At 48.6% G+C, this 17,617-nt stretch carries 15 protein-coding genes; 5 read left to right on the forward strand and 10 right to left on the reverse strand.

Annotated features, from left to right (window positions below; all coding sequences use genetic code 11):
* Positions 1-8: 8 nt before the first annotated feature.
* A complete protein-coding gene (locus BJJ97_RS22110; RefSeq protein WP_095994604.1) occupies positions 9-2,615 on the forward strand; it encodes a hypothetical protein in 2,607 nt (868 codons plus the stop codon).
* A 192-nt stretch (positions 2,616-2,807) separates the two neighbouring features.
* Here BJJ97_RS22110 and BJJ97_RS16245 read toward each other — a convergent pair whose 3' ends face one another.
* The 7 genes from BJJ97_RS16245 to BJJ97_RS16275 form a co-directional block, all read right to left on the reverse strand.
* Positions 2,808-3,620, reverse strand: coding sequence for a hypothetical protein (locus BJJ97_RS16245; RefSeq protein WP_095994605.1), 813 nt, complete (start codon positions 3,618-3,620; stop codon positions 2,808-2,810).
* Between the two features lie 124 nt (positions 3,621-3,744).
* Positions 3,745-4,734 (reverse strand): hypothetical protein, encoded by a 990-nt coding sequence (locus tag BJJ97_RS16250; RefSeq protein WP_095994606.1) that lies wholly within the window; start codon positions 4,732-4,734, stop codon positions 3,745-3,747.
* A 149-nt stretch (positions 4,735-4,883) separates the two neighbouring features.
* Positions 4,884-6,134 (reverse strand): Rossmann-like fold-containing protein, encoded by a 1,251-nt coding sequence (locus BJJ97_RS16255; RefSeq protein WP_095994607.1) that lies wholly within the window; start codon positions 6,132-6,134, stop codon positions 4,884-4,886.
* Positions 6,135-6,232: 98 nt separating this feature from the next.
* On the reverse strand, positions 6,233-6,670 hold the full coding sequence (locus tag BJJ97_RS16260) for an eCIS core domain-containing protein (RefSeq protein WP_095994608.1): 438 nt from the start codon (positions 6,668-6,670) through the stop codon (positions 6,233-6,235).
* 82 nt (positions 6,671-6,752) lie between these two features.
* On the reverse strand, positions 6,753-8,126 hold the full coding sequence (locus BJJ97_RS16265) for an ATP-binding protein (RefSeq protein WP_095994609.1): 1,374 nt from the start codon (positions 8,124-8,126) through the stop codon (positions 6,753-6,755).
* A gap of 471 nt (positions 8,127-8,597) precedes the next feature.
* On the reverse strand, positions 8,598-9,098 hold the full coding sequence (locus BJJ97_RS16270; protein WP_095994610.1) for a surface-adhesin E family protein: 501 nt from the start codon (positions 9,096-9,098) through the stop codon (positions 8,598-8,600).
* Positions 9,095-9,703, reverse strand: a complete 609-nt coding sequence (locus tag BJJ97_RS16275) for a hypothetical protein (RefSeq protein ID WP_095994611.1) — start codon at positions 9,701-9,703, stop codon at positions 9,095-9,097. The genes BJJ97_RS16270 and BJJ97_RS16275 overlap by 4 nt, the downstream gene beginning before the upstream one ends.
* A 152-nt stretch (positions 9,704-9,855) precedes the next feature.
* Between BJJ97_RS16275 and BJJ97_RS16280 the strand changes: the two genes are divergently transcribed.
* The gene (locus BJJ97_RS16280; RefSeq protein ID WP_095994612.1) at positions 9,856-10,422 is read left to right on the forward strand and encodes a hypothetical protein; all 567 of its coding nucleotides are present in this window, start codon (positions 9,856-9,858) and stop codon (positions 10,420-10,422) included.
* A gap of 12 nt (positions 10,423-10,434) precedes the next feature.
* Here BJJ97_RS16280 and BJJ97_RS16285 read toward each other — a convergent pair whose 3' ends face one another.
* Positions 10,435-11,955 carry an MFS transporter gene (locus BJJ97_RS16285; protein ID WP_095994613.1) on the reverse strand — a complete coding sequence of 507 codons (1,521 nt, stop codon included), beginning with the start codon at positions 11,953-11,955 and terminating at the stop codon, positions 10,435-10,437.
* 145 nt (positions 11,956-12,100) lie between these two features.
* Between BJJ97_RS16285 and BJJ97_RS16290 the strand changes: the two genes are divergently transcribed.
* On the forward strand, positions 12,101-12,988 hold the full coding sequence (locus BJJ97_RS16290) for a LysR family transcriptional regulator (RefSeq protein WP_095994614.1): 888 nt from the start codon (positions 12,101-12,103) through the stop codon (positions 12,986-12,988).
* A gap of 73 nt (positions 12,989-13,061) precedes the next feature.
* Here BJJ97_RS16290 and BJJ97_RS16295 read toward each other — a convergent pair whose 3' ends face one another.
* Positions 13,062-14,126, reverse strand: coding sequence for an MBL fold metallo-hydrolase (locus BJJ97_RS16295; RefSeq protein WP_095994615.1), 1,065 nt, complete (start codon positions 14,124-14,126; stop codon positions 13,062-13,064).
* 245 nt (positions 14,127-14,371) lie between these two features.
* Positions 14,372-14,965, reverse strand: a complete 594-nt coding sequence (locus BJJ97_RS16300; protein WP_095994616.1) for a hypothetical protein — start codon at positions 14,963-14,965, stop codon at positions 14,372-14,374.
* Between the two features lie 499 nt (positions 14,966-15,464).
* On the opposite strand from BJJ97_RS16300, the gene BJJ97_RS16305 reads away from it, so the two are divergent.
* Positions 15,465-16,349, forward strand: coding sequence for an RNA ligase family protein (locus BJJ97_RS16305; RefSeq protein ID WP_095995385.1), 885 nt, complete (start codon positions 15,465-15,467; stop codon positions 16,347-16,349).
* 5 nt (positions 16,350-16,354) lie between these two features.
* Positions 16,355-17,500 carry an AAA family ATPase gene (locus BJJ97_RS16310; protein WP_095994617.1) on the forward strand — a complete coding sequence of 382 codons (1,146 nt, stop codon included), beginning with the start codon at positions 16,355-16,357 and terminating at the stop codon, positions 17,498-17,500.
* The last annotated feature ends 117 nt before the right edge of the window (positions 17,501-17,617 follow it).

The raw sequence follows: 17,617 nt of genomic DNA on the forward strand, positions 1-17,617 counted from the left end.
ATAAAACAATGATAAATCCTGGTTTCAGTCTGTTATCGCTTATTCGTCAGCCCACGACGCGCCTTGCCAGACAGGTCATCAGCGGACTTCTGTTTGGCGGCCTGCTGTGCACGCTGCCAACGACGGGCTACGCCGCGCAATACGGTTTGGTCGACAGCGCCCAGCCGTATAAAACGTGCAGCAAGCAGCTAACGGCGAACGATAAGCGCTATCTGGGGAAAGAGATACAAACGCGGCTTGCCTCTCTTTATCAGAACAATGCCGATTTTCAGGCCCAGTTGCAAAGAGGCCAGCGGCTCAACGACGGCGTCGTCGGCCCCACCACGCGCTACTGGCTGGACTATTTCTGCAATGAATTTGCGTTCAACGTTCCCGAAACATCCAACGATCAGCACCAGGTATTTGTCGATTCGCTGATGCTGGAGTTAAACCTCGCCGCCCAGCGAAATACGCTTTATTCGACGTGGCGCACGGCAATAACGCCCCCGCAGCTGCTTTCTTTAACGTCCTCTGAGATAGAGATAGAACTCGGTCTCAAACGCGCGGCCCCCGATAAAAACGCTGATACGTCAAAACCTGAAGAACCCTCTGTTCCAGAAAAGCCCAACAGCAATACAGCCCCTTATTATTACCAACTGGCTAAGAAAGATTTCGCCAGTCTGGAGCAGCGTAAGACCGTACTGGCCAGCCTGGTGAAATTAGAGAAGCAGCAGTTCGATCAGCGCAGCCAGCTGTACAATCAGCTCAGCGACTTATTCGATCAGCTTAATATTACCCAGACGCCAGGTCCGAATATTGATAGCTTAATTAAATCCAGCATCATTGAGATCCCGCATCCCAGCACCAGCGCCTCGACGAGCACCAGCACCAGCACCAGCACCAGCACCAGCACAAACACCACCCCGTCCACTAGCGGTGAAGAAGTTGATAGCAGCGCAGAAAATCACAACATTGATGATACCAGTGCCAGTCCCCCTGTCCCATCCACGCAGATAATTGAGACCAGCACACAAAGCGATACTCAAACGACAGCGCCACAGCTGGTGTGGCAGTTGGATCCCGAAGCATTAGGTAAAACCATCGCCGATTTTAAGCTAACCGTTCCACCGGAAGAAATATTGAAAGCGCTTGCGCCGCTTCAGGATGAAGTTTTTCCCAGCCTCTATCTCTTTCAGATGGCGATTAATGAGTTGGGCATTAAACCCGACGATCTGCAGAACTATGACATGTTCAATATGAAAAAAGGCCCGATCCCTATTCATGCCGAAGCGCTACAGTGGGTCGCCCCAGCGGACTGCGGGTGTCAGGACACCGTCAAATCGATATTCACAATGGGGACTTTTTATGGCTTTTATCCTTACTGGCAGCATCTCGTAAAAGGGCAAGCCATTGATTTTAGCCGCTTAGACCGTATTGGCTACGTGGGTGCGGTGATGAAACCGGAAGGAGAAGGCAATACGTTGGTGCTGCCACAAAACTGGTTAGCCGATCAAAAATTCAGCCAGTTTATTCAGACGACCCATCGTTATCGCACGAAGCTCGACCTGGTGGTAACGACGCCAAGGGATCTCTCCCGGAGTCAGCTGATCGGGCTGTTTACCGACGATATGGTCAAACAGCTGGTTGAATCCGTTACTGCGCCTATGGATAAATACGTCATCAATAATCTGCTGCCGTGGATAAGCTTCGGGCTCGAGGGCGTGCCGACGATGGCCGATGGCATTACGCTGGATATCGACCTTTCCATCCTCAACACCCCAGAAAGCAAGCAGGCCTTTTTCTCATTCCTGGACAAACTTAAGGTTGCGCTCCGTCAGAGCGAGCACCGCCACTCCAGCGTCAGTGAATTAGATGGTGAACTCACCAGCAGCGATAAATATTATCTGAACGTTATCGTCCCCACAAAAGAGGTCGTCGAGAGGAATAAGAGTTTTTTTAAATTCAATGATTTCAATGAATTATCAAAAAGAACCAACCTGCTGATCGCTCGCCCAGGCTCGCCGACAAAATTCGATACAGCCGGTGACGAACTCGACCAGATAAAAGGCTTACAGCGATGGTTAAGCAAACAGTCAGATCAGCTTGACGTCCAGCAGGTGTACAAACGGCTGGTTCCTATGCTTATCAGCGAAGATAACCGTAATGAAACGCTTGCCCTGACTCAACTGGTCAATCTCTCCAGTTGGAGCTTTTTGGGCGCTGGCTACTGGCCGCTGCCGTTAAGCGACGTCAATGAGAAGCTGATTGATAAAACTTTCTTCCCGGAAGCGCAGCAGTACCCACCGCCTATTAATCAGGTGCTGAACAGCGTCAGCCAAATGTTAAACTGGATCTGTATTCATCGCTGGGAGCTAAGAGCCGGTTTGTTTGTGTCGTTCCTCTTTATTCTGTTGCTGCTGATAATCTGCATCTGGTCGTTCCCACTGAGAAAACACCTGAGCCGCTTACCGTTTGTGGCGCTGACGTCGCTGTCTATTAGCGGACTGATGCTGGTATTTGTCGCCGACCCCGCGTTTCAGGCTTATCAAGGGCCTATTATGTTAATTTTTATAATAGTAATGGGCTGGATATTATTTGCGGTCAGGATGGTGAGGAAGGAAGGGGATAAGCCGTAAAGGGTGATATTTCAGCATGGGGATAACTGACGGAAGTCTTATCCCCGTGCTTGTTTATGCTAGTTTTTGTGTGCATAAACAATGGTGCGCCAAAGTGATTTTTTCTGGGAAGACAGGAAAAATGCAATGCCTTACCTATCGCAGCTTGAATAACTGGCTCTATTAATAGTGATTATTATTTTCTATAAAACTTTAGTGATGGCCTGTTATAAATGGGTTTAGTCCCTTATAAATTGCATTAGATATATCTATATCACCAATGTGTTTGGCTTCCTTGTAGGGGCTTCCACTTGTTAAAGGTGCACCCTCAGTAACACTTCCCTCTGGTAAAGTAAAGGCGAAAACAAAACTCCCCCTATCTTTATAGGCATCCTGACCCAGAAAAAGATTAAGGTGAGCTTCCTCTGGGTTAAATGTTTGTCTTCCTGGCGCAACATAAATTCCTGGGGAACTACCTGGCCTATTTCCAAGAAGCTGACTTCTATCTTCAATTATTCCTGCCTGAAGAATGGAAATAAAATTATCTTGATTTGTAAAATGAAGATAAACAGAACCTGTAGAAATCCTTTCATCAAGTGAAGGAACTTTTCCACCTGTAGGATGCCATTTATTTTCACCTTTTGATTTTTCAATATTCAATAGATTAACGAAATCATAAAACCTTATAACATCTCTAATGATCGCGCCTCCATTTTTGGATTGCACAGACTCTTCAATGTTCAAATACATCTTATCCAAAAAAGCAACATTGTCGGGTGAAATTTCCTTTGCCTTAGTAAGTTTGGGTAGAATATTATACTTTATGTAGACTTCATCTATAACACGCTGAAGCACCGGATTTGTAGTAGCATTATTCTCTATCTTTTGCAGCTTTCGTTGCGAAACCGATTTAGGTCTATTATCCGTAAACCCAAAAACTTTATTCAAATTGTTTTTCTTTTGAGAAAAATAATCAGTAACAACTCCGTTACATTTTTCTTTAGAACCGCCATCTTGTTTAAACATACCACATACCTTTATAAGTTGTAATTTTAATATTCAACAATAATTAAAACACTACCAAAAAAAACAGAGATAGAAGTGTACTTATAACATATATTAAACAAGTTCTAATCGAGAGCCACAAACGTTAATAAAAATTAAGTGAGTTAATAACTTGATTAACTTTCTTCGTATCGACTGTGGAGGCCCCAAGAAGTTCATTCAGTTCACTCGCTTGTTCCTTAGGCCATTTGCCGGTGATCGCTGCATACCGAGCCAGGATCATTTCTAATTTAGAGTGTTCCAATACGGTAGCTTTATCTGCATTGTGTGCATCTTTAACATAATCTATACTCTGCATATTATCAACCATACGTTTATAGGAATCGTTGGCTTGCCCCAGTGCGGTTGAGCTAATATGTGAATATTTTTTATTGCGCAATTGCTGACCGTAACCGAGTTGATTTATCTGAACGGCGTTACTAACAGCATTTTTTCCTTCAGTCAACGACACTCCAATTGAATTAAAAGGTCTGTTGGCTAACTCTTTGTGATAGCCAGTCTCACCAGTTAGTAACCCACGTTGCATATTTCGATATTGATCGGCGTTCATATTTGTTTCATCAGGTGTAGAACTGGAACCTGTCCCTATGTGATCACGATGTAAAGCCTTCACCTCCTGGTAAGCAGGGGCTATGTTTTCAAGTACTTGTGCATCTGTCGATTCACCTCGTGGTAAAAATCCACCAGACAGTACCGCGTACCCAATAGTATGTTCAGATTCATGAGTTGAACCTGATACAGCTATACCCTTAATATTCTTTAAACGTTTCTGTTCACAGCTCTTTGCACCATGTTGACCGATTATATATTTCATTTTCCCTGTCGGAAGTCCTTTTATTACCCGTTTATGAAAATCAGCTTTTTTTATCTTCTTTTTAACATCTTCGGATGGTGCCTTTTTAGCCTCTTTATTTTTCACACACTGAACTGATTCATTAAAAACCTTTCGCAACTGAACCAACTCTATTGATTGAGGTCGATTATCAACAAAACCAAAAGCTTTCTTTGTATTGCTTTTCTTTTGAACAACACAATTAGCTTTAATCGTTTTCGGATTATTTGATTGTATATACATATCTAAAACCTTTATATTTTTTCTTGATTGGACGTTATAGATTTTGTTCAGCACCTATAACGACCAGTTTAATTTAATGGCTTTTAGGTTTCGTCATGAGCTTACAAGATTATCAGTATAGCCCCTTGTGAATAGGAACAACCGTGAGCTCATTTTTTTGTGCTATCCCATAACTGAGGAAGATTATCCTGAATCAGATCAAAGAAATAAGTATCTATAGTGGAAATACTGAATAAAAAATTACTCATTGATGTATTCGAAAATAAGGAATCTGAGATTATTTCCTCAAAACGTCCCCAAGCCTGATTTCCGATTACGTCATGAATACCACTTAAAATACTATTCATATCATGAGTAGTACCATTATAGTTATATGTCCCAGATTCCCTGAATTCAGATAACTTTTTGTCTTTGAACATTTCTCTCTCGTCATCGCTATCATTATCAGAATCTGTATCAACTTGATGAAGGTCGGTAAAATTAGCTTCAGTTTGCGTTTTACTCATCAATTGAAACCAAAACTCTGCACCATCGCCTTCAGCTGTAGATGCTGGTTTGTCCACCTTGGTTTGCTTGTGTCCATATCCAGGCACATCCCACTTTGTTTTTTTGATTAATTTATATCCGTATTTAGGCACTGTTTTATAAAGTCCATAAATACCTTTATAACTTTGCTTATTAACTAATCCCATTCTAACAATCGAGCCTATTTCTTCTTTTTTTTGACAATTTCTAAAAAATGAATCCAACATCTCTGAAGTCAAAGCACCTTGGGTTTTATTTCTATTACCTGTGTGAGGGAAATTGAAATGTATTACATCGAATCCCCCACTATGGCTAGTTGCATCCACACCATGTTGAACATCTACACTATGATCCAATAATGAACCGGTATTGCCTCGTGTATTTGGATACAATCTTTCAACGGTTTCCCCACTTTCATATGATGTAGCCATTGTATGCCCACCAAAGTTGGGGTGTCTTCCGACATAGGAGTGTGAATAACTAAAGTCCGCCTCTCCATACATCACTCTTGAGGGCGGATATATCCCATCATCATATTCCTGATTATGTCTAGTAATATCAGGTTGGAACTCTGGTGGATCAGACCATACTTCGCCAACGGGAAACCATTTAAATAGATAATAGTTCCATTTCCATTTACTTAATTGGAGCACGTCAGATCTTTCTATTTTTCCAAACTTGCCTTTAGGTGATTGATGATGTTGCTTTAGTTGTAGGTTATTATTCGCCATCTCTTGCAACTTTCTTCTCTGAATTGTTTCAGGCCGATTATCAAAAAGTTGAAAAGTAGCCCCCCCCCCGCTCATCATTTTTGATTGGTCATACGAAACAGTTTTACTTTTATTTCCTTTCGGCTTATCTACGTATTTATACATATATAAAACCTTTTAATTTTTATTTCTCGCATTTTATCGGTTGTTTTCAGCTACCTATAACAACTCGGTCACCGTAGAACGATATTTATTAAGCCTATTTATCCTCCCCCCCGCAACGCCCTTCCCCCCAGCACATCCGCCTCATGCTCCAGCGCCGGACTATCATTTACCGCCATTCCACCAACGGAAGTGGTTGCCGCCACCCGGCCCTGCGCCTGCTGCACCACATGCCCCAGTTCATGCGGCAGATGTTTTTCCTGGCCGGAAGCAAGGTGAATATCGCTGCCCTGCGCATAGGCATGGGCCTGCACGGCGGCCGGTTTTGATGAGTTATAATGCACCCGGACATTATCCAGGCTCATGCCGCTAAGGTTTTCCATCCCGTTTTTCAGGTTATCGGGCAGCCCGGTTTTATTGGGTTGTCTTTGTACGGTCTCAGCACGATTGTCCTTAAGAGCGGCCGAAACATGGCTCGCTTTGCGCTGGGATACCGCCTGGCGGGTTGATTGCTGCTGTGGCTTCTGTTTTGTAAACATAATAACCATCCTCGTTATCAATCCAGCTGTGTCAGCCAGTTAGCTTTCCCACTTGCCTGCTGCCCGTGGTTCGACGGCGTATTTATTCAAAAAACATTTTGTTATCTTTTCTGAACTCCTGGCGAATGCTGGCAATAATGTCGTCCTGATTCACTTTACGTTCCCCTCGCTGAATGGCGATTAATGCGCACTGGCGCAGGACGTTAATAATTTGCCCACCGGCAACCTCATAGCGGTCAGCAATGGCGGGTAAATTGACATCGTCAGCAAGATCGCACGCGCCGTGAAAGGCGTTTTGCCATAGCAGCAGCCGCTCTTTAGGACCAGGAATAGTAAACTGCACCATGCTCTGAAAGCGGCGGGTAAACGCCTCATCCATATTGGTTTTCAGGTTAGTGGCGATAATCACCGTGCCGGGAAAATCTTCTATCTTTTGCAGTAAATAGCCCGTTAGCTGGTTGGCATGCCGGTCGTTGGATGAACTGACCTCCGAGCGTTTACCAAACAGCGCATCCCCTTCGTCAAAAAACAGGATCCACTCTTTGTAGCAGGCGGCATCAAACACGCGGGATAAGTTTTTCTCGGTTTCACCAATGTATTTTGACACCACCATAGAGAGATCGACGCGATAAACGTCCCGCTGCGTGGCCTTGCCCAACAGCGCGGCGGTCAGGGTTTTACCTGTCCCCGGCGGGCCAAAGAACACCGCCCGATAACCCGGTTTCACCTTTTTCGCCAGCTGCCACTCGTTCATCAACGTGTGGCCATGTTTAAGCCACGCATGCAGCTCTTCAATCTGCGCCATCACGTCAGCATCCAGCACCAGATCTCCCCATTCCAGTGGCGACTCCAGCAGATGAGCCGGGAAGCTGGCGCTTAATTCCGGGCGCAGGCGCTCACCGGTCGTAAAATAGTGCAACCACTCTTCATTTAAGCGATAAATACCGGCCCATTTGGGCACCCCATCATCAACGGACAGCAGTTGGGTGACCTGTTCCGCCATCAGGCGATGTTTATTCGAGAAAATAGCCTGAACATGAGCGCGCCAGTCGGGGTCATTGGCGCTAATAAGAAAGTTGAGCGTCTGCCCGGTGGGAATAAAACCGCTAAAGGCTTTATCACTGACGCCGCCAAATTCCGTAAAGGGACGATCGATAAGGCTGTTAAGCCCAAAGAATATATCGAGGGTATCGGGTTTCACGCCCGGCGCCATGGCAAGCGCCAGGGCCAGACGGTCAAAAATAGAGAGTTGCCAGTCAATAATCAGATCAGCATAGGGTGTGCCTTCCTGCAGATCCGGAGGGGGAATATCTGTCCAGTGGCGTTCATGCCCCTCTTGCTTTAAATAGCTGCAAATAACCTGATTAATGGCCTGTGACAGCCACGCCATCTCGCGGTAGAGCACAATAACGTTGTTTGCTTGTTGATGAATTCCGACGTCAGCTTGTGGAGGCATGGCACATCCTTGAAAAGAAGTACTTCAGGCTTAGGTCTGCTTTTTGCAAGAAGTGTATGCAACAAATCAATTATAGCACGTTACTCGCATTGGTTGATTTTTCAACACCTGAATTTCCCTCGGCAGGTGAAACCTTGGGGGTAAAAGGCCTTACCTAATAGTGGAGATACAAAATGTCTCCTCTTTGATATCAAGCTCCTGCGCCATACGGCAACAGACTTGCCGCTTTCAAGCAGTCTCGGTCGAGTACAGGTATCCCATCAGATGAACGATCGTTATTCAGCAGATATTAGCCCTAATGGCGTCCGTTACATCTGGCTACGCGAGAATATGGATACGATGGCCCTTAGGTTAGCCAAAGTGGAATCGCTATCTAATGTGATTAAATAAGAAAGCTATTTACCGTCTAAATAGCTTTCGTTATCTCATGCAATCCTGCAACGTCTCTTAAAAAATGAATACCATGTTTTTTTACCCTAACACTGGCGTACGTGTTTCTTTTGGTAGTTCCGGTTTCAATCGTTCTGGCGCAATTTGGCAAACCATACCTGCGATAAGTCCCATCATTGACTCTTTATGAAATGGCCCCCATTGCCCTATTTCATCCACTATTGCTATTACATCACCAAGTGCATAAGGCTGTGAAAAATAGACACGTTCGAATACCGCTCTTTCAAGAGAGTCGCAATTGATGACGTTAATAGCACGGGAGCTCATGACATAAATATCGGGGTTTTTACCGATCTTTTTACTTTCAGTATAATTATTGATCGTATATAGCCGACGAAGACGGTTATTACCCTGATAGGATGAGACATTACGCAAGTCCGCAAAGGTCAGAACTTGCTCATCGCTCATAATTTTTATCACTCCTGCTGGAGAGTTACTTACATTTTCTTTCTTCAGTTGGCTGTGGTTGGTGCAGCCAGCCAGCAAAGCTAATATTGCAAATAGCCCAAAAGACTTAATCATTTTTCGTTCCCTATCAAGTCAGGGCGCAGAGGCAGTAAAATCTCATCTGTCACACTACCTTGTACCGAGCAGAGTAATTGTGCTTTATCCCCGCTGTCACTTAACAAGGCAAGTTTTTCCACACTTCCTTTCGCTGGAGCAATACCATTTGCAGCACCAGAGTTAAGTTTCCACATCTGGTCTCCGGGGCGTTTTATCATAGGGTTAGCGAAATACTCATCTCCCGCTTTTTGCCAATTTACTTTGGATAAAGTAGCAGCAACCTCTGCGGCTGAACCATCAATAATCAAACCCCAGAAGTAGTATTTTCCCATTTCATCTAAATCATTCTGACGTATGAAATAGCCAGAAAGCACTAAGTTGTCAGATTTTACTGGCTGGGAAAACCAGATAACATCTCCTCCATTTTTGGGAGGGACAAACCAGGCATGGTGTTTATTATCAGTCTTCAGAAGCGCAGATCCGATGAATGTCTTCTGCTGGATATAAAGTTCGCTGAAGAAACGGTTATCACAATGCAATAAACTTTCCTGGAGAGATTCAGCCTGTACTGATCCCATCACACTTAATGTCAGAAAGGTGAGAGGAAAAACCACTCGTTTCATAAAATATCCTTATCATTTAAATAAAATCATAACGCTAAACCAATTTCCACGTTATTTTAAATACCAGAACATGCACGTATGTTGACGGAGATCGTGAAAAACGAGCATATAATGACATCACCGTCTTTGTAGCAAAATGCTAAAAATTTACTATGGTCTATACCGCACAGTTTCTCGATACTGAATTTTATCCTGAAAGCACCATTCTCAAGATTGATATCAATCCGTTTCCTCATGGTGCCAAGCAGCGACAGAGCGTTCTCATCTGCAAGCATGATGAACCCGTGGTCATTCTCTGTATTTACGTTGAGATTGATGATAACGGTTATCTACTCGAGCAGTGCTTTCGCGATCTTCTTCTTAACGAAAATAAGATTGCATTATTGTATGGTCAGCATGTTCACCTATTCGACACCGTATCGCATGAAGTAAAAAGCATACATTTACACGATTATGTCGGTCATCTTTATCCAGTCCCAGACATCACCTCTGGCGTGCTCGGCAGCACCTTTCTTGCAACGACGTTTTTATACACATTTCTCATTAACGTAGACTCTGGAATCATCTGGCAATCAAAGCAATGTGCTATCGATGGCGTGATTATTAATGAGATTCAGAATAATGTGATTTATGGTTCGGGTGAATGGGCCCCGCCAGGTGGGTGGGAACCATTCTGCCTATCACTCAGTACGGGTCATTTCGTTAATACCATCGAATGATGAAATCCCATATTACGTCCGCTGTCTGGTACTCGCACCCTCTGGTCGTTCACGCAGCAAAACGAATACCGCGCAGGCCGTCAGTACGGCGATCCCTGCCAATACGTACATGACAGTGATGAACGACTCCGCATAGCGTTGTGATAGCAGAGCCTCATGGTCGGGCAGGATTGACACGGCGGTATGCAGCTCTCCTAATGCGGTGCGGCTGGCCGCTTCCAGAAGCGCAGCCTGTGAGACCGATTCCCCCATCTCCAGCGCCATGCCATTTTGGATCAAGGTGGCGAGCAAGGCGCTAATCATGGCGATAGCGACACCGTCTGCGGATACCCGCACGGTATTGAAAATCCCCGTCGCCATGCCGATTCGTTCCGGCGTCACTACGCTGACGGCCAGCGCGTCCATGAGCCCCCACGGCAGGCCGATCCCGATACCAATCAGCAACAGCGGTAAATGTAACGCAGCTCCTCCTTGAGCAAACCCATGCGCTAACCCGAGCAGTCCGCCCGCCACAAGGAATAGCCCGACGCTGCACAGCAAGCCGGGAGTGAACCAGCGCGTCAGCAGCGCCGCCAAAAATGGCACCACAAGCAACGGAGCTGCCAGCCACACCATCATCTGCCCTGCCTGCAATGCGCTGTAGCCGTCAATACCGATAAAGCGCCCCGGCAGCATCACAATCAGCACGATGAAGAGGAAGGCGGGTGAAGCGGCCAGCACCTGTACACCAATAAATCCGGGAGAGCGGAAAAATCCCAAATCCAGCATCGGCTGTGCTGCCCGTCGTTCGATAGCCACAAAACCAGCAAACACGGCAACCGACGCGAGCAACATGGCGATAACCATCGTATTGCGCCATCCCAGTTCCGGTACCAGCAGCATGCCGTAGGTAAAAAGCCCCAAAGCCAGTGTGAAGCTGATCATGCCCGGCCAGTCCATCGTGCCGGAGTTTGTTTCGCTTACCCGTCGAGTGCTTATCGCGACCAGTCCCCAGCCGAGCAGACCCACAATACCCGTTGCGTAGAAGACGCCTTGCCAGTTGCTGGCCTCAACCATCCATCCTGATACCAGCGGGCCAAAAGCCAGCCCGAGGCCAAAGGTGGTGCCCAGTAAGCTAAAAGCACGCGCGCGGGCTCGGCCAGCAAAAAGCGGTGCCAGCGATGACATCGCCGCGGCAAAAGCCGCCGCGCCGCCCAGCCCCTGTAGCAAGCGCAGTAGATCGATCCACAGTACGCTGGGGGAAAACGGAATCGCGAAGGTAAAAACACAAAACCAGGCCAGCCCGATCAGCCAAATGCGTCTGCGCCCGTAGATGTCGGTCAGGCTGCCCGATACCATCATCGCGCCGCCATAGCTGAGGATGTAAGCGTTCATAATCCAGCTAAGTTGCGCGGGACTGCCGCCTAATTCCTGACTGATCGCCGGTAGCACGACCGCCGGACCGGTGAAGCACAGCGGTATTAATAAGCCGGTGAGGCAAGCGGCCAGCAGTTGAAGCCAGATTCTGGCGGAGGAAAAAGAAAGTGAAGTCATCGTTCTCGTCTGCAATAACGTGATGCCCAAAGACACCAACAGGGGTAATCGAGCGTTTGCGGCAGCTTAAGTCAAAGTCATATCGAGAAAAATAGGATAAGGTTATTAACACTTCGGACAAAAATGTCTTAAATAGGTCAGCGTGATGATGGATAAACTGGGCAGCATTGGCATTTTTGTACGCGTGGCGGAACGGCTTGGGTTCTCCGCCGTATCGCGCGAATTGGGGGTATCACCCTCCTCTGTCGGCAAAGCGGTTGCGCGACTGGAAGCACGCTTGGGTGTGCGCCTCTTTCATCGCAGCACGCGAACGCTGGCATTGACCGCCGAAGGTGAAAAATTCCTTGAACGCTGCCGCCGCATCCTTAGCGAGGTCGAAGCCGCTGAACTGGAAATGACGCAGGCCAGCGAGACGCCACACGGTAAACTGCGCGTCAGCCTGCCCAGACACAGCAGCCTGTTCGAGCCTGTCATCGCAGATTTTATGCAGCGCTATCCGGCGGTAGAATTGGATCTGGATTTCTCCGATCGTTTAGTGGATGTCATTGGTGATGGTTTTGATGCCGCGATACGCACCGGAACACTGGCGGATTCAGGGCTCAAGCGCCGTCAGTTGGGCACGTTCCGCCGCGTTCTGGTCGGTGCGCCAGAATATTTTAAGGAACACGGACTGCCGCAACACCCGATGGAGCTTCAAACGCATATCTGCCTGCATTACCGCTTTCCCAGCTCCGGTCGCCTTGAGCAATGGCCGCTCCCGCTAGCAGCAGAGGAAAACGCCTACGACATTCCGCTCTCGCTGGTCTGTAACAGCATAGAAATGCGCATCCATCTGGCCCGACAGGCCCAAGGCATTGCCTGCCTGCCAGATTTCAGCGTGGCGAAATACCTGCGCGATGGCCGATTACAGACCATCCTTGATGACTTCACTCAAAATAGCAGCCCAATGTGGGTTCTCTGGCCTGCCAGTCGCGATCTGTCTCCCAAACTCCGGGCATTTATTGACTGCCTGAGTGAGAAAACATTTGCTTGATGGTGAACCGCTCATCCCTTCAACAACGTGAGGAACGTTGAAGGGATGAGCTTAACTCTCGTTCCGCCCTGCTCTACCACCACTGACTAAACGTCTGCTGCGGGTTATCGACCTGAACGCGTTCGCCAATGCGGGGCGTCATCAGTCGCCAGTCTTGATTTTCACTCGCCTGAGAAATGCGCTCCAGCGGATCGTTCCAGCGATGGTGCGCCAGCTTAAATTTGCTGTTATGGCTTGGTAATACCGCTTTGGCCTGTAAATCACTGGCCGCCTGTGCGCTCTCTTCCGGCGTCATATGAACATGAGGCCAGTCCCGATCGTATTGCCCGCATTCCAGTATCGCGATATCGAATCCGCCCAGACGCTCGGCGATCGCTTTGTAATGAGCGCCATAGCCGCTGTCCCCGCCGAGATACAGACGATGTTGTTCCGTAATCAGCGCAAATGAACCCCACAGCGTTTGATTGTGCTTAAGGAGTCGGCCGGAAAAATGCTGTGTCGGAAGCACATGGATTTCGACTCCGTTCTCTTTCAGGCAGCTGAACCAGCCGCCTTCCGTAATGTCTTTCTGCGGGAAGCCCCATTTTACAAAATAGGAACCTACGCCCGTTGGCGTGACGATGCGGCGGATTTTCCCGCGTAGCGCGTTCAGCGTGGGGTAATCCAGATGATCCCAGTGATCGTGAGTGATCAACAGATAGTCGATGGTGGGAACATCGTCCGGTGAATACACATTGCTGCCCTTGAAAGCGACATTGGTGCGCGGCACCGGCGAGGCGTTGTCACTAAATACCGGATCCAGCAGGAACGTTTTCCCTTCCAGTTGAATGAAATAGCTGGAATGTCCCATCCAGATGATGACGTTATCCGTTTTACTTAACTGATGCAGATCGGTCTTTTCCGACGGCAGACGGGTATCTGGCAACGCGCCAGCATCCTTTTCAAAAAGAAAGCGGTACAGCAGCGCAAACCGGTTCTGGCTATCGACCGTCGGGCGAGCCACTGGGTTATGAAACGCACCATCGCGAAAGAGTGGGTTTTCTGGCTGGGGCTTGACCTCTGGTGATACATACTGCGGCTGTTTTAACCAGCCGTAAACGGCGACTACAATCACAGCCAAAACGAGTAACAAAAGCATAGCGTTTATCCGGTGTCGTTTCGTGATGAATACATTTCGTCATGAATGTCGTTTCGTCATGCCTGATTTCAGGCATCGGCCCTTTGGCACCGGCAGTTATGCACGAACGCTGAGAATCTGGCAAGGGAGAACCGGGGGATTTTTGGTGCAAAAAAAGCGAAGGTGCTTGCCTTCGCTCAGGAATGTTGATGAGAAACCGTGGCGGTCTGTCACCGCTGACGCCTGTCCTGCTGCGTCAGTACGGATTACTTTTTCAGCGCCAGCAACGTTTTCCCCATCTCGACAACGAATTCATTCTGTTGCCCGATGACCTTATTCAGCCCGGCTTCATCCTGAATATTTTCAACCGTGTTGATCGCCTGCACTTCCAGCACGCGCCCTTTAATCAGCGTCGAACACAGCGAATGCAAAACCTTGTTATTCAGAATCGTTTGTAAGCAGCGAAAAGGCGTCGCACCGTCAATGTTTCCCGCACGCTGGTCGGGCTTAATACGCTGACGCAGCATCTCTTTTTCGGTACTGGCGATCACCGCATCCAGATCGCTGGGCTTGGAGGCAATCGGGACATTGCCATCTCTATCTGGCGGCAGCATGAACAATGAAACCAACGCCTTATTGCCTGTCGTAGGGTCAACATACTCGGTCTGCACCATGTGGTTTGCCGGATCGACCACTTTGTCTCGCTGAATCATGTTCAACAGCTGCGCAGGCAACGCATCGGTAAGATCCTGCGTGGTATAGCCAACGAATAAATCTGGATCTTTTGTCTCTGCGACACCGTACAGCGGCAGCACCAGTAACAGACCCGCAATCCCTTTCTTTATCACACTGATTTTCATTATATTCCTCGACTCTTCATTGTGTGCATCCCCTATCTCACCACTCGCTATTCTTATCACGCTGACGTCGATAGCCTCTGGCCTTTTTACCACGTTTACACGCGACAACGCATTCTACAACTACAGGAAAGAATAGCATTTTTTATACAAAAACTTGTTGTCGGAGAATTCCTTCGCTAGAATCGCGCCGTTTACTCACCCCCATGTGTCATTTGGAGCCCTAAAGTGCCCTGTACGTCAGCCCCCCACTAACCGCCGACGACTGCATTAAGCAGCCTCGATTCGGCGCAGTCTGCGCCAGCGTTGGCTGCGGTACGAGTTCCCTGTTTTCCCCACTATTGTGCGGAGCAGAAAACGAACCTCCCGCTTCCTCCCCCCGCGACTCTGACCTCTGGAATGCCAGTGGACAGTCTATTGACTCGCGCCAGAATACGTTCGTCGGCCCTCTTTTTTACCGTAGATGGGCCTGGCTGCGCCAATAACGCAGCAGGCGAAAAACATGTATTTACATTCAATACCGTTATTAAAGTATCCGCGTACCCCGCATCTGGAAGGTTCGCGTTTACAGCCCGGCGATGATGCGTCGGATCAAATCGCACTGAAAGCGCTGGCAGGCCGTTACGTCGTGATCGAAGAAAAGATCGACGGCGCGAACAGCGGCGTGTCCTTCAATGAAACGGCGGAACTCCTGCTCCAGTCGCGCGGCCACTATCTGGCTGGCGGTTCGCGGGAGCGACAGTTCAATCAGTTCAAGCTCTGGGCTACCGCGCACGAAATGCATTTTCTTGAACTGCTGGAGGACCGTTTCGTGATGTACGGCGAATGGGCGTACAGCAAGCATTCCGTGTTTTATGACCGGTTGCCGCACTACTTTCACGAATTTGATATTTACGATCGTCGTGACGGTATTTTTTTATCGACAGCACGCCGACACGCGATGCTGGCCGGTTCGCCCGTGTTGTCCGTTCCGGTGCTCTATGCCGGGGAGATGCCGACGAATCCGGCGTTGCTGTGGAAACTGGTGTTCCGTTCGCTGGCGAAAAGCCAGAACTGGAAGACTTCGTTTGAATCCACCGTGCAGCGTGAAGGCTTACCGCTCGCGCTGTGCTGGCAGCAAACCGATAAATCGGACCGTTCGGAAGGCCTTTATTTGAAGGTTGAAGATGATGAACAGGTACTGGCACGTTACAAGCTGGTACGCCATGACTTTATCCAGACCATTTTGGACAGCGGATCGCATCATTCCCGACGCCCGATTTTGCCGAACCAACTGGCTGACGGCGTTGATCTGTACGCGCCCTGTCCAACCGTATCCTGGGAAATGCTGGGGCTGAATACGCTGCGTTCTTTAGACGCACTCGCCACCGCCATGCCCAATAAGTAAGGAGTATGATGATCATGGATTGGAATACCATTAGGGGATTGGTCCCCGCCTCTGGCGCGCAGCCAGATTTTGCTGATTGTCTGGACGCGTTCCCAGTGCTTCAACGCGCCAAAGAGACGCCGCAGGAGCCACGCTATCACGGCGAAGGTGATGTCTGGACACACACCATCATGGTGGTCGAGTCGCTATTGCAGCTTCCTGATTACCAGAACGCTACGCGCGAGCAGCAGGAAGTCTTGTTTTTTGCTGCGTTGCTGCATGACGTTGCCAAATACCGCACGACGGTGATTGACCCAGTAACGGGGCAGATTGGTCAGCCGGGACACTCGCGCAAAGGCGCCATCGATGCCCGGGTGCTGCTGTGGGATGCAGGCGTTCCGTTTGCGATTCGGGAAGCGATTTGCCGCTTAATTTCGGTGCATCAGGTGCCGTTTTACTGCCTTGAGGATGAGCGCCGTCGGATGTCGCCGATCTTTACGATTCGCGAACTCTCTTGGCAGTTGAGCATTCCGCTGCTCGCAACGCTGGCGGAAGCCGATATGCGTGGGCGCATCTGTCAGGATCAAGCGCGCGTGCTCGACAGTATTGAGCTGTTCCGCGAGCTGGCGCGGGAAGAAGGCTGTTACGGCCAGCCGAGAGCGTTTGTCGATGCCCACACGCGCCTGAGCTATTTTCGCGGTGCTGATGTTCATCCAGACTATCCGCTGTTTCAGGAGCCGGGATCGAAAGTCACCGTGATGTGCGGTTTGCCCGCGTCGGGAAAAGACACCTGGGTGCGGACGCATCGGCGCGATTTACCCGTGGTGTCTTTCGACGATGCGCGAACAGAGCTGGGGCTGAAACACGGTGAGAATGAAGGAAAAGCCGTGCACTGGGCAACCGACAAAGCCCGTTCACTGCTGCGAACGCATGAACCGTTCGTGTGGAATGCCACGCATCTCAGCCAGCAAATGCGCACCCGCACGTTGGATCTGTGCTACGCCTACGGCGCAGAAGTGGAGATCGTCTATCTGGAGCGTCCGCGTCAGGAATTGCTGCGCCGCAACGGTAAACGAGACACCACATTAAGCAACAAAACGCTGCAAGGTATGCTGACGAAATGGGAGCTTCCCGCACCGACGGAAGCGCATGCGGTTAGCTATGAAAGCTAACGTAGCGGAAGCGCGGTAAAACGGGAGTTCGTATTCCGTAATACCGTTTTTTCTGCACCAAAGTACGATTTTTCATAAACCAATTTATCGTCCTCGACACGCGCGGGGACGATAAAT

Source organism: Pectobacterium polaris (assembly GCF_002307355.1).
Classification (GTDB): Bacteria; Pseudomonadota; Gammaproteobacteria; order Enterobacterales; family Enterobacteriaceae; genus Pectobacterium; species Pectobacterium polare.

Coding starts and splice junctions, on each gene's coding strand:
- BJJ97_RS22110 (WP_095994604.1), top strand. CDS start 9: ATGATAAATCCTGGTTTCAGTCTGTTATCGCTTATTCGTCAGCCCACG.
- BJJ97_RS16245 (WP_095994605.1), bottom strand. CDS start 3,620: ATGTTTAAACAAGATGGCGGTTCTAAAGAAAAATGTAACGGAGTTGTT.
- BJJ97_RS16250 (WP_095994606.1), bottom strand. CDS start 4,734: ATGTATATACAATCAAATAATCCGAAAACGATTAAAGCTAATTGTGTT.
- BJJ97_RS16255 (WP_095994607.1), bottom strand. CDS start 6,134: ATGTATAAATACGTAGATAAGCCGAAAGGAAATAAAAGTAAAACTGTT.
- BJJ97_RS16260 (WP_095994608.1), bottom strand. CDS start 6,670: ATGTTTACAAAACAGAAGCCACAGCAGCAATCAACCCGCCAGGCGGTA.
- BJJ97_RS16265 (WP_095994609.1), bottom strand. CDS start 8,126: ATGCCTCCACAAGCTGACGTCGGAATTCATCAACAAGCAAACAACGTT.
- BJJ97_RS16270 (WP_095994610.1), bottom strand. CDS start 9,098: ATGATTAAGTCTTTTGGGCTATTTGCAATATTAGCTTTGCTGGCTGGC.
- BJJ97_RS16275 (WP_095994611.1), bottom strand. CDS start 9,703: ATGAAACGAGTGGTTTTTCCTCTCACCTTTCTGACATTAAGTGTGATG.
- BJJ97_RS16280 (WP_095994612.1), top strand. CDS start 9,856: ATGGTCTATACCGCACAGTTTCTCGATACTGAATTTTATCCTGAAAGC.
- BJJ97_RS16285 (WP_095994613.1), bottom strand. CDS start 11,955: ATGACTTCACTTTCTTTTTCCTCCGCCAGAATCTGGCTTCAACTGCTG.
- BJJ97_RS16290 (WP_095994614.1), top strand. CDS start 12,101: ATGATGGATAAACTGGGCAGCATTGGCATTTTTGTACGCGTGGCGGAA.
- BJJ97_RS16295 (WP_095994615.1), bottom strand. CDS start 14,126: ATGCTTTTGTTACTCGTTTTGGCTGTGATTGTAGTCGCCGTTTACGGC.
- BJJ97_RS16300 (WP_095994616.1), bottom strand. CDS start 14,965: ATGAAAATCAGTGTGATAAAGAAAGGGATTGCGGGTCTGTTACTGGTG.
- BJJ97_RS16305 (WP_095995385.1), top strand. CDS start 15,465: ATGTATTTACATTCAATACCGTTATTAAAGTATCCGCGTACCCCGCAT.
- BJJ97_RS16310 (WP_095994617.1), top strand. CDS start 16,355: ATGATGATCATGGATTGGAATACCATTAGGGGATTGGTCCCCGCCTCT.